The 15,125-nt window shown below is 48.7% G+C and carries 8 protein-coding genes; 3 read left to right on the forward strand and 5 right to left on the reverse strand.

Features of this window, described 5'->3' with window-relative positions:
• Positions 1-8 precede the first annotated feature (8 nt).
• Complete coding sequence (gene gss, locus U0008_RS18800; protein WP_043489094.1) at positions 9-1,886, reverse strand: bifunctional glutathionylspermidine amidase/synthase; 1,878 nt, start codon at positions 1,884-1,886, stop codon at positions 9-11.
• Positions 1,887-2,210: 324 nt separating this feature from the next.
• Positions 2,211-3,716: a MocR-like pyridoxine biosynthesis transcription factor PdxR gene (pdxR, locus tag U0008_RS18805; RefSeq protein WP_051874031.1), complete on the reverse strand. Its 1,506-nt coding sequence runs from the start codon at positions 3,714-3,716 to the stop codon at positions 2,211-2,213.
• Between the two features lie 189 nt (positions 3,717-3,905).
• On the opposite strand from pdxR, the gene torC reads away from it, so the two are divergent.
• From torC to torD, 3 genes are read left to right on the forward strand one after another with little or no spacing between them, the layout of a single operon-like run.
• Positions 3,906-5,039, forward strand: a complete 1,134-nt coding sequence (gene torC, locus U0008_RS18810) for a pentaheme c-type cytochrome TorC (protein ID WP_025798336.1) — start codon at positions 3,906-3,908, stop codon at positions 5,037-5,039.
• A gap of 14 nt (positions 5,040-5,053) precedes the next feature.
• Positions 5,054-7,570, forward strand: a complete 2,517-nt coding sequence (gene torA / locus U0008_RS18815; protein ID WP_043489091.1) for a trimethylamine-N-oxide reductase TorA — start codon at positions 5,054-5,056, stop codon at positions 7,568-7,570.
• The gene (gene torD, locus U0008_RS18820; protein WP_025798340.1) at positions 7,557-8,219 is read left to right on the forward strand and encodes a molecular chaperone TorD; all 663 of its coding nucleotides are present in this window, start codon (positions 7,557-7,559) and stop codon (positions 8,217-8,219) included. The genes torA and torD overlap by 14 nt, the downstream gene beginning before the upstream one ends.
• A 396-nt stretch (positions 8,220-8,615) precedes the next feature.
• On the opposite strand, the gene U0008_RS18825 is transcribed toward torD, so the two are convergent.
• From U0008_RS18825 to U0008_RS18835, 3 genes are all read right to left on the reverse strand, one after another.
• Complete coding sequence (locus U0008_RS18825) at positions 8,616-11,897, reverse strand: type I restriction endonuclease subunit R (protein ID WP_043489089.1); 3,282 nt, start codon at positions 11,895-11,897, stop codon at positions 8,616-8,618.
• Positions 11,898-11,990: 93 nt separating this feature from the next.
• A complete protein-coding gene (locus U0008_RS18830; RefSeq protein ID WP_051874029.1) occupies positions 11,991-13,421 on the reverse strand; it encodes a restriction endonuclease subunit S in 1,431 nt (476 codons plus the stop codon).
• Positions 13,411-15,015: a class I SAM-dependent DNA methyltransferase gene (locus tag U0008_RS18835; RefSeq protein WP_043489087.1), complete on the reverse strand. Its 1,605-nt coding sequence runs from the start codon at positions 15,013-15,015 to the stop codon at positions 13,411-13,413. The genes U0008_RS18830 and U0008_RS18835 overlap by 11 nt, the downstream gene beginning before the upstream one ends.
• Positions 15,016-15,125: the final 110 nt, after the last annotated feature.

Here is a 15,125-nt window from a genome sequence, read left to right on the forward strand (position 1 = left end):
AGCGTCGATTAACGAATAAAATCTTTATCATCAATCACCCGTAGCGGATCGATATCACTCTCTTTCTTAATCACTAAGCCCGTCTCTGAACGCACGCATACACCGCCGTAATGACCGCCAACAGTAAACGCACACAGCTGAATATAACGCCCCGCCACTTCAGGCAGACACCACAGCTGCTGGTAGATATTTTTCTGTTCGGAGAACTTACCGGAAGTTTCATCCAGCACCTGATCTTCATGACTGATCAAACCGATGTTGTTACCGCAGCGTCCGGCAATCGGTTTCACCGCATAGCCGCTTTGCTCCAGCTCTGCGTTTAGCTCAAAGTCGGCGTCTAACAGATAACGATGGTGCGGGAACAGCGACCATAGCACCGGCAAAATGGCTTTATTGCTTGGGATCACCGTCCACAGCGGCTCAAAGACCATCACTTCAGGACGAAGCAACACGTCGATCAAGCGAACGCTGTTTTCCGGATGTCCGGTACGAATGGGCAGCGCCGAGTGCTCCGCTTCGCTCTCTTCACGCAGCTGATCGAGCGCGGTTTCCCATGCCCACGTTTTCCACACACAGTTTACAGGGCGATGATCGCCATCCACCAACTGACCAGACGCATCCCAGTGCAGCTCATCTAAACCGTGCAGAATTTTGCTTTCAAAACCGGCTTTGGCTAATGCGCGCTGCATAAACTGCGCGTGATAGCTCTCTTCAGCATCATGATCTTGCAGGATATGAACGAATGGGCTGGCGTCGCTGTGTTTCCAAGTGTTCGCCAACGCATCCAGCAAATGCTCACCCGGATCTCCGCCGAGAACGTCTCCGGCCTGCTCTGCCCATTGGCCTAGAATCAGCCCCGTTTCAGCGTGGCACGACGCGGAATCCGCGTTGTATTCATAGACTTTAAGCCCGCGCTCATCCATACAGAAATCCAGACGACCGGTAATCATATGATGACGACGGCGCTGCCAAGACAGACGCAGGCGCGGCCACAGCGCTTCAGGGATATCAAACAGCGCCAGCAGATTGTCATCTTTCAGCACTTTATCCGTGGCATGCAGATACATCAGATGCAGCTCATTAGTGGCACGAATAAGCTCTTGTTCCGCGCTGCGTGAGATTGTGAAATAGCGGTAAGGATCGGCGTTCAACGTATGGCCGCCGTTGGCCTGCACGTAGGTATGCTGCAACGGATCCTGCTCGTTCAACCACGCGCCGCTAAACTGGCCGCGATTTTCTACGCGCTCGCTGTGGATAGCCAGGTACGGCGCAGGGATCTGCGGCTGCGGCAGGCTAAAACTATCGTCAGCGGTTTGGGTCATCCAACCCAATATTTCGGTGTCGTCGAAGGTATCCTGAATCACGTATTTGCCGTCTTGGCACACCAGTGGCAATTCACGCGTCCACTGCTGCCCTGCGGGCAACGGATGGTGGATCACGTTCTGCTCCGCCACGCGGATGCGGTCTTCCAACACTTGAGTGATAATCGCGACGTGCCCCGTATGCTCAAACTCACCGCCCTGCTGCCAAATCAGCAAAGAACCCGCCACCGGCAAGCGCTCGCAGCCGTTGGCAAATGCCTGTAGCGGCAGAATATTATCGTTCACGACCTGACGCAGATAGCGCAGCGAAAAAATATCGTAGGCCATGCGCACGTCGGTAAACACGGTGCCGTAGTTGAGATAAAGGAAGCGGCGGGCAAACTCGACGCACTGCCACTTATACCCCATGTACTCTTTGTCCAGATAGTGACGGAATGCCGCATCATCCATCTGGTCAAGGTTTTCAAGGGAGTCATAATCCGAGGAGTAAATCGCTACGCCACCGGGGGCATAACCTAACAACGTACCGAAAGGGGCATGTTTTTCGAGCGTGTTCACACACATAGCGAGAGCCTTACGCGAATTTCACTGTTGCAGTAACAGTTGGGGAAAGATCTATCTTAAAACTTTTTCTAATGCGGATCACACTTCTCCGCGGGTTAAATGTTTCGATACTCTTAAATAGAACGTATCAATAATAGCAATGAGACGCTATTTCGACTCTCACAAGGTAGGTGAGGATTAGCGAGCACCCTATGAACACGGTCATATTGGCTCGTCGTTGGCGGGTATCCTTGATTCTCTATCGCCAAGCACGAATATTTTTTCACCGATACAATAACTAGCACTCGTAAGCATATTTTTTATGTTTATCTGAGACTTATTTCCTTAAGCAACGGCGTTTATTGACACACCTTCGGCCCGTAGGCTATTCATTTCCTGCTCAATAACGGTAAGTACTTTTTGTAACTGCTGTAAATTCAAACTTCCAAACCCAAAGAGTATCACCGACTGGTTATTCATTTGCTGCCATAGACATTCAGAGCCATTGGCCATCTCATTTAACGTGTCAAAGCGCACACCTGCGCGCAAACAACGCTGGCGTAACGTTTGAATAAACTCAACGGAAAGCGGTGTGATTAGCGTTAAGTGTAACCCTGCCGCATGTCCCCATATTTTCCCTTCAGGAAACAAACGTAGTAAACCTTCGTGTAATAAGCGCTGACGTTCTTCATAAACACAGGATAATTTACTTAAATGGGTATAAAAAACCTGATTATGCATAAACTCAGCTAGGAACTGCTGGAATAACCAGTTACTCCCACTGTTATTTAGCGCCTTCATACTTTGCACCGATTCAAGAATCGAATCTGGGCAAACCAGATATCCTAAACGAATACCCGGCCCCAGAGTTTTGGAAAACGTTCCGGCATAGATAACCCGGTCACAACTGTCCATCGACTTCAGCGCAGATAGCGGCTTTTCCTCCCATGAGAAAACGGCATCATAATCATCCTCGATGATATAAGCCCCTACGCGTTGTGCCCAAAGTAATAATTTTTTTCTCCGAGAGAGTGAAAGCTTGCTCCCCAGCGGATACTGATGTGAAGGAGTGACATAACAAAGTTGGGTTGAACACTCAGGCATTCGGGAAACACATATCCCTTGCTCATCGACATCTACCGCGGTGACCTGTGCACCGTAATAATTGAACGAATGCCAGGCTCCTGAATAACATGGCGATTCTGTGACTATATGGCAACGTGAAAGATTGATTCTGGCCTGATTAAGTACGAAAAGCTGAGTTAATAACGACAGCCCTTCCTGTGTACCATTTGTGATAATAATATTTTCCGGCTGGGTATTAATTGCGCGCGACAAGCGTAAATAGCGCACAATCTCCTGACGCAGAGAAAGCAATCCTTGCGGAGAGTGATAGCGCGTTGCTAATTGCTCTTTGAGGTATGAAGGGGCGTTATTCCATTTCCGCCAGCTTGACCAAGGGAACGCATTAGGATCGGGAATACTCATCCGACAATAAAGCTCAGCCGTTGGCTGGTTATATAAATCCCCCGGAACCTCCGCGGCGATTAACCCAGTTGGTTCAGGCCCTATGGAATAAGGTATTTCCTGAAGCGCCATCTCTATGGGTCTATCAAATATGACCTGATAACCAATACCCGGACGGCTTTTAATATAGCCGCCAGATATCAATTTTTCATACGCGAGCACGACCGTAATTCGCGCTATCTGTAATTTTCCAGCCAACATACGTATAGATGGCAGCATATCGCCCGCGACACATTCACCAAGTGTGATTGCTTGATAATAGTATTGGAAGATTTGTGATTGCAGAGGCATACCACAGGTTTTATCAAGCTCGATATCCCATATCAAAATAACCTACCTCTTAGAGACTGCCAGAATCAATTTGCACACTCTACGTCAACATCCCCGATCAGTATTTGACGCTACGCATGCTGAGCAGGCTGGCCCTATGACACACCGCGGCCGTATCTAATGCGTCCGATCGTTTCTCCTTTAGTTTAACGGCAAAATTACAAGGATTGAGGCAACTTGATAATGTCGTTGATACGCAAAAAATCACTCTGGCTAGTTGCTGCCGGGGCACTCGCTATGTTGGTCGTTATCTGGGGAGGCTGGCAGGGAGTCCACCAAACCAGCTCAACAGAATTCTGTTTGTCCTGCCATACCATGAGTACGGTGGGTCAGGAATATGAGCAAAGCATTCATTTTAAAAATGCTTCTGGCGTACGGGCTGAGTGCAAAGACTGCCATATCCCGCCGGGCATCATTCCCACGTTAGTGCGTAAAACGGAAGCGCTAAACGATATCTATCACGAGTTTATCTCCCCTTCGATTGATACGCCTGAGAAGTTCCAAAGCAAACGCGCGGAGCTTGCGCAGCGGGAATGGACAAGGATGACCGAAAACCGCTCTGCGGCCTGCAAATCCTGCCATAGCTATGGCGCGATGGATCACACAAAACAGTCATCCAACGCCGCGATGCAAATGACGCCAGCGGCACTGAAAGACAGTAACTGTATTGATTGCCATAAGGGAATTGCGCACCACAAGCCGAATATGAGCAATGGTTTCCGGGTCCAGTATGAAAAGCTGCAGCGGCAAAGTGCATCCTTACCAGACGAGAGCACGCTGTATACCTTAGGTGAAAAAGCCATCACCGCCACAGCTTCATCTCCGGCCGGAAAAGCCCTTTTGATGCCAGCGACTCAGGTTACCGTACTGAAAAAACTCGATGATCAGGTAGAGATCCAGATCGTTGGCTGGCGCGAAAGCGTGGGACGTGGCCGCGTGATAACGCAATATCCGGGTAAACGGGTATTTGCCGCCGTGCTAGATCCATCATTGCTACCAGCAGTAAAAATTCTGAAGACCCAGATTGATCCAGACTCTCATCAGGAATGGCAGCAAATTAGCGTTGTTGCCTGGACATCTTCAGAAGGATTCTCAGCCAGCATTGAACCCGTTTGGCAATATGCCGACCAGATGTTCCAGTCCACCTGTAGCGCCTGTCACAGCGTTCCTCCAACGACCCGTTTTAATGCCAATGGTTGGATTGCAGGATTAAAAGCGATGTCAGCCTACTATCGCCTGACATCACAGGAGGAGCGCACCTTGCTGAAGTATCTGCAAACCCACGCCAATGACACCACTGACAACCCGACTCATTAAAACGAGGAACTGACATGGAACTTAATGATTTCAAACTATCCCGTCGCCGGTTTATGACAGGTGTTCTGGCTACAGGCGCGGCAAGTATTCTGGCCCCCAACCCTCTGATCGGCAAGGTCTGGGCCGCCGGAGAAATGCCTGAGCAATGGCTCCAGTCGGGATCGCACTTTGGCGCTTTTGAAGCCAAAGTGGTTAACGGCGAATGGATAGAAACCCGCCCTTTCAAACACGACAAATACCCATGCGACATGCTCAACGCCGTGCGGGAAATCGTTTACAACCCTTCCAGAGTGCGTTACCCGATGGTGCGTTTAGACTGGCTACGCCAACGCGAAAAATCTGACCGCAGCCAGCGTGGCGATAATCGTTTTGTTCGCGTGAGCTGGGATCAGGCGTTAGATTTGGTGTATCAGGAACTTGAGCGAGTACAAAAAGAGACTGGCTCATCCGGTGTGTTCACCGGGCTAGCTGACTGGCAGATGATCGGTAAACTGCATAAAGCAGGTGGTGCCATGGACCGTGGGCTGGGTCTGCACGGCAGCTATGTCACCACGGTGGGGGATTATTCGGCTGCGGCAGCCCAGGTCATTCTGCCCCACGTGATGGGATCGCTGGAAGTGTATGAGCAACAAACCTCACTCCCGCTGGTCATTGAAAACACCAATACCATCGTACTCTGGGGCTGCGATCCGATCAAAAACCTACAAATCGAATACCTGGTTCCCGATCATCAGCCATTTGATTATTGGCAACAGATTAAAGAGCGCGTGGCACAGGGTAAAATGCGTGTTATCAGCGTCGATCCTGTGCGCAGTAAAACGCAGAACTATCTAGGCTGTGAGCAATTAGCGCTCAACCCACAGACTGACGTCGCACTGATGTTAGGCGTGGCTTGGACGCTGTATCAAGAAAAGCTCTATGACTCTGCATTCATCAAAGATTACTGCGTGGGCTTTGAACAGTTCCTTCCCTACCTGTTAGGAGAGCACGATAACCAGCCTAAAAATCCTGAATGGGCAGCAAAAATATGCGGGCTGAGCGCTGAAAACATTCGTGATTTCGCCCGGTTGCTGGTCAAAGGGCGAACTCAGTTTATGGGGGGCTGGTGTGCACAACGTATGCATCACGGGGAACAATACCCCTGGATGCTGGTGGTGCTAGCCAGCATGGTAGGACAAATTGGCCTACCGGGCGGCGGCGTGGGATTTGGCTGGCATTACAATGGCGGTGGTACCGTAACCTCTCTTGGGCCTGTGCTATCCGGTTTGGGCAGTATCAACAATCCCCCAGCCCCGATCCATGCTGCCGACTTCCGCGGTGCTTCAGAACAGATCCCTGTTTCGCGTATCGTCGATTGCCTACTTTCACCGGGAAAAAAGGTCGAGTTCAACGGTACAACCATTACCTATCCCGACATTAAAATGGCTATTTATAGTGCGGCCAACCCCTTCCACGCACAGCAGGATCGCAACCGTATGATCGAGGCGTGGAAAAAACTAGAAACTGTGGTAGTGCTGGATCATCAGTGGACAGCGTCGTGTCGTTTTGCCGATATCGTACTCCCCGTCACCACACGTTATGAACGAAACGATATCGAGCAATTTGGTACACACTCCAATAAAGGGCTGATGGCGATTCGTCAGATAGTGAAACCGCAATATGAAGCTCGTCATGACTTTGATGTATTCACTGATTTATGTAAACGCTTTGGTCGTGATGAGGTGTACAGCGAAAAACGCAGTGAGATGGAATGGATAAAAGCCATTTATGAAGAAGGAGTTACTCAAGGGGCCGCCATCGGTGTAACCATGCCTGATTTTGACACCTTCTGGAATGGTGAAGGTTATATCGAATATCCAGCGGGTAAGCCCTGGGTACGCCACGGCGATTTTCGCGATCAGCCCGATCTCAACCCGTTAGGAACCCCGTCTGGCCTGATTGAAATCTACAGCAAAACCATTGCCGACTTTCATTACCAAGATTGCCCTGGGCACCCAGTATGGATGGAGCCTTTTGAACGTAACCACGGAGGCCACGGTGCAGAGCAGCATCCTTTACATCTGCAATCGTGTCACCCCGACAAACGCCTGCATTCACAAATTTGCTCAAGCGATAGCTTTCGTAAAACCTACACCGTCGCAAATCGCGAGCCGCTATATATCAGTCCGGAAGATGCTAAAACCCGAGGGCTCAAAAACGGTGATGTTGCGCGCGTATTTAACGCTCGCGGACAGGTTCTGGCAGGCGTAGTAATAAGCCCAGATTATGCACCGGGCGTGGTTCGTATTCACGAAGGGGCATGGTATTCCCCGAAGGAAGGCGGCAAGAGCGGCACATTATGTACCTATGGTGATCCGAATGTCCTGAGCGCAGATATTGGCACATCCAGCCTGTCGCAAGGCCCCTCTGCCCACACCACGCTAGTGCAGGTAGAACGTTACAAGGGCGAACTGCCTAACGTGACAGGATTTGGAGGGCCGCATGAAATACAACTCACCACCGGTAAAGAGGAACCTCATGCCACTGCTTAATGAGATGGCCCGGCAACGGGCCAGTATTTATCGCTGGTTCGCTCAAATTCTTTATCAGGAACTGACTGAAGAGGCACTCATCCATATGCGGGATGACGATACTCAGGCGCGACTTAGGGCGCTGAAGTCTATTCCAGAACTGTGGTTGGACGTACAACAGTTCCAGCTCCGCCTACGCACGGCATTAAAACGCAAAGATCGCCAGCTTGAACTCGCTGCAGATTTCGCTTCATTGTTTTTAATTCCCCCTCCTGCTGGCGTTTCACCCTATGCGGGACACTACCCGCACACCACCTCGCATGAAGCGCGCAAAATCATGCAGCAATGGCTGGTTGGTTATGAGCTTGCACCACAAAACAACGAAGCCCCCGATCATCTCGCCATCCAGCTCGCGCTGATGGAAGTTCTGATAACAAAAAACAGCGATACGGCAGAAGGATTAGAACAGCAGAGCCAATTCCTAAAACAACATCTTTTAAGCTGGTTACCCTATTTTTCTCAACGCTGCGGCCAGCGTGATAGCTTCGGTTTTTACGCCACAGCAATTAGGGTGATGGTCTGCTTCATTAAGCAAGATGCTCAATGGATTGAGGATTATTTAGAGGCCGTGAAAATAGCCCAGACGCCTGATGCCAGTCACGTAAGGTGACCGGCATGATCTTTAAATGACTTGATTTTCAGACTATTGCGAAGGCCGGACTCATTAAATCAACTTAATCAACTTAATCAACTTAATCAACGGAGTATTATAAAAATACTAATATAAAAACGAATTTATATATTCAATCGGTTTTAGCTAGCATGCACTCAAATCAATAATTTAATAGCCTCTCAGCAGGGTAAAACATTATTAAAAGGTACGAAGTGTCGGAACGTTTCTGACATTCGCCCCCTAGTCTAACTCTAGGTAAATTTAATTATTAAATAGCCCTTGGGCGGTTCGCTTTAAAAATGACTCTGAAGTTTTTATACCATCAGAGTCAGCTCAGTTTGAGGCAGTATTCAGCTCTACATGAAACGTCATGCCAAACCTCAATTTGATCAATCAGCTCTGCAGGTACTTTTTGAAGTTCTCCGCCTGCTCTAGCACGCTTTTGTAGACCTCATCATTGGCCACAGGAGGGAAACCATAGCGGTGTAGCAGTAGGATAAGATCTACCTTCAGCTTGGCCTTAATGTCATCGCGGTTGCTCCAGTCAGGGTACTGGGCGCTGTCGTCGACAATCACCTTCATATCCTTGGCTAATTCCAACATCTTATCTTTGTCATAGGTGAAATCGTACTTTTCGCACATATGCGCAAGGATATCGAGAAACGCCTTCTCTTCCATGTCGATGCCGATATCAGCAAACGACATCATCTCGGTCTTAATATCGTAGATCATGTCGGCCATCTGCTGAGTGAACGTGTCGAACTCTTCACCGTTGAGCACATCGTTCTCTTTGCGCTGGTTGTACTGTTCAACCAATGCCTGAAAACGCTTGGAGAAATTAATGCCTTGCAGCTGGTTCACCTTTTGGAAATCGCTAATGGCTTTTGCCAGCATCTTTTGCAGCAGCTGCATTCGGGTATTAGGTAACTTGATCTTGCCGATACGAGCCATGTACTCGTCGTCAAAGATGTCGATAGTCTCGGCTTTATCTTCGCCTAAGGTGAAGATCTCTTCTACCCCTTCAGCCTTGAGCGCCTCGGCAATCATCTCACGCACTTTCTGGTTCATCTGCGCGGTATCCGGCGCATCGCCCTTAGTCAGTTTGTAGACAATAGAACGCACGGCCAGATAGAAATGAATGCGCTCACGCTCATCCTGAGTGATCTCTTCACTACCCACGCAAACGTCATAGGCGGCTTTCAGGCGTTTCACCAATCCCATAAAACGCAGCTCAATCTTCTTGGTCCGCAAAGCAAACTCGGCGGCCCGGTTAAGGCATTCCAGCTGTAGCGTCGGTGTGCCAGAGAAGTAACCCCGGCTATCGAAAGTATGGAACACCTGAGCAAGCAGATGCAGGTGATTACGCACCTCACTCAGCGACTGTTGGATATCTTCAAAGTTGGATTTATCAGCCTTCGAGTACATCGCTAACGCCATATTCATTCGACTTTTGATGCCAATGTAATCGACTACCAAGCCCTTCTCTTTGCCCTCAAAGCGGCGGTTTACCCGCGAGATCGTTTGAATCAGATTGTGCTTTTGTAGCGGCTTATCGATGTAAATGGTATCAAGTTCGGGCACGTCAAAACCGGTTAACCACATGTCCACCACAATGGCAATTTTGAAGTTGGACTTAGGGTTCTTGAACTGTTTGTCTAGCTCACGGCGGTACTCCTTAGTACCGAGCAAGTTATACATGGCCTCATCATCGTCTTGGCCTCGGGTCATGACCATGTTGACCAGAGGAAGACTCATCAATTCATTTTTCTCTTGCTCGGTCAGAGTGACACCATCGATAGCCTGTTTCGCCTCGAACCACTCGGGGCGCTGAAGTTTCAGTCTCTTATAGAAATCGTAGGCAATCTCGCGGCTGGCACAAACAAACATCGCCTTGCCTTTGATAGTCGAGCCTTCCGTCACCCGTTTTTCGTAATGCTGGGCGAAATCCTTGGCCAATGCTTCGATGCGATCCGGATCGCCCAAGATGGAGTTCATATTGGCCGTGGTTTTCTTGCTCTCTTCAATCTGGTGTTCACTGGCACCCAGTTTTTCGCATTCTTGGTAGTACTGCTCGATCTCTTCCAGCTTACTGTTATCAAGCACCACTTTGGCGGCTCGCCCTTCGTAGACAATCCGCACCGTGATTTCATCGTTAACCGATTCGGTCATCGTGTAGCTATCGATGGTAGGGCCGAACACATCCAGAGTGGCGTCGATAGGGGTGCCGGTAAAGCCAACATAGGTCGCGTTAGGCAGCGAGTCGTGTAGATACTTAGCAAAACCGTAGGTCTTTTTCACCGTTCCGCTTTCAGCATCAATGCTGATCTTTAGGTCGAGGTTGATCTGGCTGCGGTGGGCTTCGTCAGAAATACAGATGATATTGCTGCGATTGGAGAGCAGTTGAATATCTTCAGTAAACTTGTGAATGGTGGTCAGGAATACCCCGCCGCTAGCGCATCCGGCCAGCTTGTCTCGCAGATCCTGACGGCTGGTGACCGGTTCAATCACCGCATCGCCGATAAAAGCGGTAGCATTGCAGAATTGCTTGGCGAGCTGTTCATCGAGATCGGTACGGTCGGTAATCAGAACAATGGTCGGGCTGGCAAAATCGACGCTCTTCATCAGCAGGCGGGCCAAGAACTGCATGGTGTAGCTCTTGCCACAGCCAGTAGCACCAAAGTAGGTTCCCCCTTTACCGGTGCCACCGATATTCTCGCCGTTGGCCGCTATCTGCTTGCGCTCTTTTTTAATGTTGTAGTAAAGCTTGCGGGCGGCGTAATACTGCGGATAGCGACAGCAGATCTTCACTTCCTGTTTGCTGGTGTCTGGGAAGAAAACGAAGTTCTTTAACACGTCCAACAGACGGACCGGATGAAATAACCCTTGGATTAGAGTGTAAAGACCATTGATGCCATCTTGCTCGGTGGATTCATTACCGTTCACCTTGCGCCAAGCGTAGTAGAATTCGTAAGGGGCAAACAGGTTTCCCAGCTTATTGTTCACCCCGTCGCTGAGAATACACAGCGCGTTATAGACGAATAGCTTAGGAATATCGCGCTTGTAGCGCACACAAAGTTGGCGCCAAGCGTCATAGGTGGTGGCCTCTTCTTCACGTACCGCCGACTTAAACTCGAAGACTACCAGCGGCAGGCCGTTCACATACAAGATACCATCGGGGATGCGCAGTTGCAGCCCCCCGTCACGGGTCTGGCCTTCTATCTCCAGTTGATTGACCAACCGGTAGATATTATTGCCCACCTCGGCCATCTCTTCGCCATGCCATGTAAATAAGCTGGCTAACTGCTCTGACAAGGTGCGGGTATCCATCAGCTCAATATAGAGGTCTTTCTTATTACGATCTTCACGTTTAAGTAAAAAGCCGTTGCTGAGCCAGTGGCAGAAGGTTTTATTGCTCTGGTAGAGGTCGCTGGCAGGAAGCGTCTGCAACTGATGGAGGATGTGAGAAATCTCCCCTTCCGTGATCCCCTCTGCCTGATACTGGTTGGCTAAATACTGGCGCAGGTCATCGGTAATCAGCACCTCACTTTTTTCTTTGCGCGGCACATTGCCACCCACAAAATGAGGGTAACAGGGTTGGCCCTCCGCATTCGAGTGCTGCCCCAGTAGGGAGATAATGGCCTGTTCCAGCTTCGCTTCCGTGAAAATATGGCTCATGGCAATGGCTTCTTATTCGTGTTGTTGTCGGTATGGCCGATCAGATAACAAATGCTGCCTCACCGCAGGTAAACAGTGGGGCAGATGAACTGTTTATATCAATACCGCGTTTGCGATCTCAGCTCCATTTTCGTTAAGTTGAATCTCGCCGGAAATCAGTTTAGGTAGCAAGGTGTCGCGAAGATTGACTAACGATTCATTTTCTTGTCGATTTGAAGACGACTTTTCAAAGAAAGGTTCTAAATAAAGTGAGACAAATCTCTCCATTATTCCCCCAGTTGAGGGAAGAACAAATTGTATCAATGACAATTCATTGAAAGTTATCTGTGGAAATGTTCCTGAACGAAGTTCAGCAATTCTTTGGAGTTCATCTGTAGTTTGATTAAGCGTTAACAAAAAATATGCAAACAATGGGTTAAAAACATCTTTAGCTCTTAACACCATTAATTTCGTTGAAACTACATAATTGTTTGATTCAAACCCCACATAAGCAAATCTTTTATTTTTCGGTCTAATTTCACTAAAAAGAATATCACCTTTTCGAATTGATTTTTTTGCCTGTCCAGGCAATCCATCTACTTTAGAATAATTTGCGTGAAGAAAATTACCATTTTCAATATCTCCGGTGTTAAGGAAAATCACCTCATCAACTGTTTTTAACGGATAGGTTTTTGAAACAGTATCAACTAACTCTGAAAGTTTTGTTTCCAACCACCCTTCCGGCACCCAACCCCCCAAACCAAGTGAAGGCTCAGAGCACTCCTCAAAAGCTGCAGGGAATAGCTGGCGGATATCCTCCGGCAATGGTTTGAAGTCGGCACTTTCGCGCACGGCTTTGCGGGCCTCAGCACGGCGTAGCAGCTCATCAGAGAATTCTAAATCCTGCTCGAAAAAGCCTGCATCCAACGCGTTATCAACCACGGGATCGAAGTCTACAAACCAGGATTTAAACAGGGTTTGTGCCATATTTTCTAGGGTCTTATTGACTTGGCAATTGAGAGTTATTTTTTTGTCTAGTGGCGTAAGATTAGCAATAATTACTTTTTGTGTTTCAAGCGAAGGTATGGGAATCGGTAAAGCTTTAATAGTTGCAATATTTGTATAGCCTTGAACTGAACCACCTTTAAATTTCTCTAAGATTTTTTTGAACGAGGCACTTGATATGTAGTAATACAGGTACTCTGGCAGCAATTTACTTTGGGCCGGACGCAGTATTGCAACGGAACTTGAAATCCCAAAGTAATCCGTTTCCTTGTATAAATAACAATTCCCGAATGTCCCTATGATTCCCATCAGCACATCGCCAGCTTGTAACTTCCTTTGTGCTTTTTTTGTATTCGTAAATAGCTTTGAAAAACTTGATTCAGAGATAAAATCAAAATTATCAAGTTTTAATTTTCCGTCACCAATATTTTTCGACGTTAAATACATAATACCGGATACTTGTCGCTCAACTTTTGCATGGGCGCCATCAGTTATGTAACAAACATCGCCAAGAGTCATTAATGTTGTTTTATTTTCCATACCCCAGCGCCTCCATATTGGCGCGGATCGCCTGATCCAGCGTTACCGCTTCATCCAACTGTCGATAAAGCGTTTGGGTCAGCTCCTGCATCTTGGTTTCAAAAGCAATCCCATCATCCTCAATATCAGCAGCTCCCACATAGCGGCCCGGAGTCAGCACAAAGTCGTTGGCCTTCATATCATCAAGCGTCGCAACTTTACAGAAACCGGCCTGATCCTGATATTGCTCGACACCGATCTCCTTGGCCTCGATGCGACGCTTGAGTTCGCTCTCGCTGCTGCGCCAAGCGTGGAAGGTATCAGCGATGGTGGCGATATCCTCTTTAGTCAGCTCTTTTTGAGTACGGCTTACCATAGTGCCGAGATTGCGGGCATCAATAAACAGGGTCTCACCGCGACGATCGCGGTAGCCATATTGAGGATTAGCTTGTTTGTTTTTGCTGATAAACCACAGGCATACCGGGATCTGGGTGGTGAAGAACAGCTGCCCCGGCAAGGCGATCATGCATTCGATACGGTCATCTTCAATCAGCTTTTGGCGGATCTCGCCTTCACCGCTGGTATTCGAACTCATGGAACCATTGGCCAGCACAAACCCCGCGGTGCCGTCTTCACTCAGCTTGGAGAGCATGTGCAGGATCCAAGCATAGTTAGCGTTGCCGGTTGGAGGAGTGCGAAAACCCGCAAAGCGCGGATCGTTGGTGAGCTCCGCCTCGTTGCGCCAGTCCTTCAGGTTAAACGGTGGATTGGCCATGATGAAATCAGCCTTGAGATCTGGGTGCTGATCGGCAAAGAAAGTATCAGCCGGACGCTCTCCCAAATTGCCGGAAAGCCCACGCACCGCTAAGTTCATTTTGGCCAACTTATAGGTGGTACTGGTCAATTCCTGACCGTAAATAGCGATGTCCTTGCTCTTACCCTGATGACTTTCAACAAATTTGAGGGACTGCACAAACATACCGCCAGAACCACAGCATGGGTCATAGATCTTGCCTTGATAGGGTTCGAGCATTTCAGCAAGCAAGGTCACCACGGCTTTCGGGGTATAGAATTCACCGCCGCCTTTACCTTCGCTGGCGGCAAACTTGCCAAGGAAATATTCGTAAACGCGTCCAACCAGATCCTCTTCGCTCAGATCGCATTCGTTGGCGAGGGTGTCGATGTTTTCAATAGTATCAATGAGCGAAGCGAGCCTTTTCACCTCTAACCCCTGACGGGAGAAGTAGTTATCCGGCAAGGCACCGGTCAGCGACGCATTGCGTTTCTCTATAGTAGAAAGGGCTGTGTCGATAATCACCGCGATGTCATCTTGCTTCGCGCGGGCTTTGACATAAGACCAGCGGGCTTCTGGCGGTAGGAAGAAGACGTTATCCTGCTGATAGAAAACATCCATATCAACAAAGGCTTCTTGGCCGTTGTCGATTAACTGCTGACGCTTGGCTTCGAATTTATCGCTGATAAATTTCAGGAATACCAAGCTCAACACTACGTGCTTGTATTCGGAAGACTCCACGCTGCCGCGCAGCTGGTTGGCGGTATCCCAAAGTGTTTCTTCGAAGCCTTTGCCAGCTTTCTTGGTTGGTGATTTAGCCATGTAAATGCGTTCTCTTTTTCTTATGAAAAATAATCGACGCCCAAGCTTTGGGGGAAAGCCCCAACAAGAAGAAAACCCATCATTGATGACTATCTAGCGAGCGTCAGACA

The sequence above is a fragment of the Hafnia alvei genome, assembly GCF_034424155.1.
Lineage (GTDB): Bacteria > Pseudomonadota > Gammaproteobacteria > Enterobacterales > Enterobacteriaceae > Hafnia > Hafnia alvei.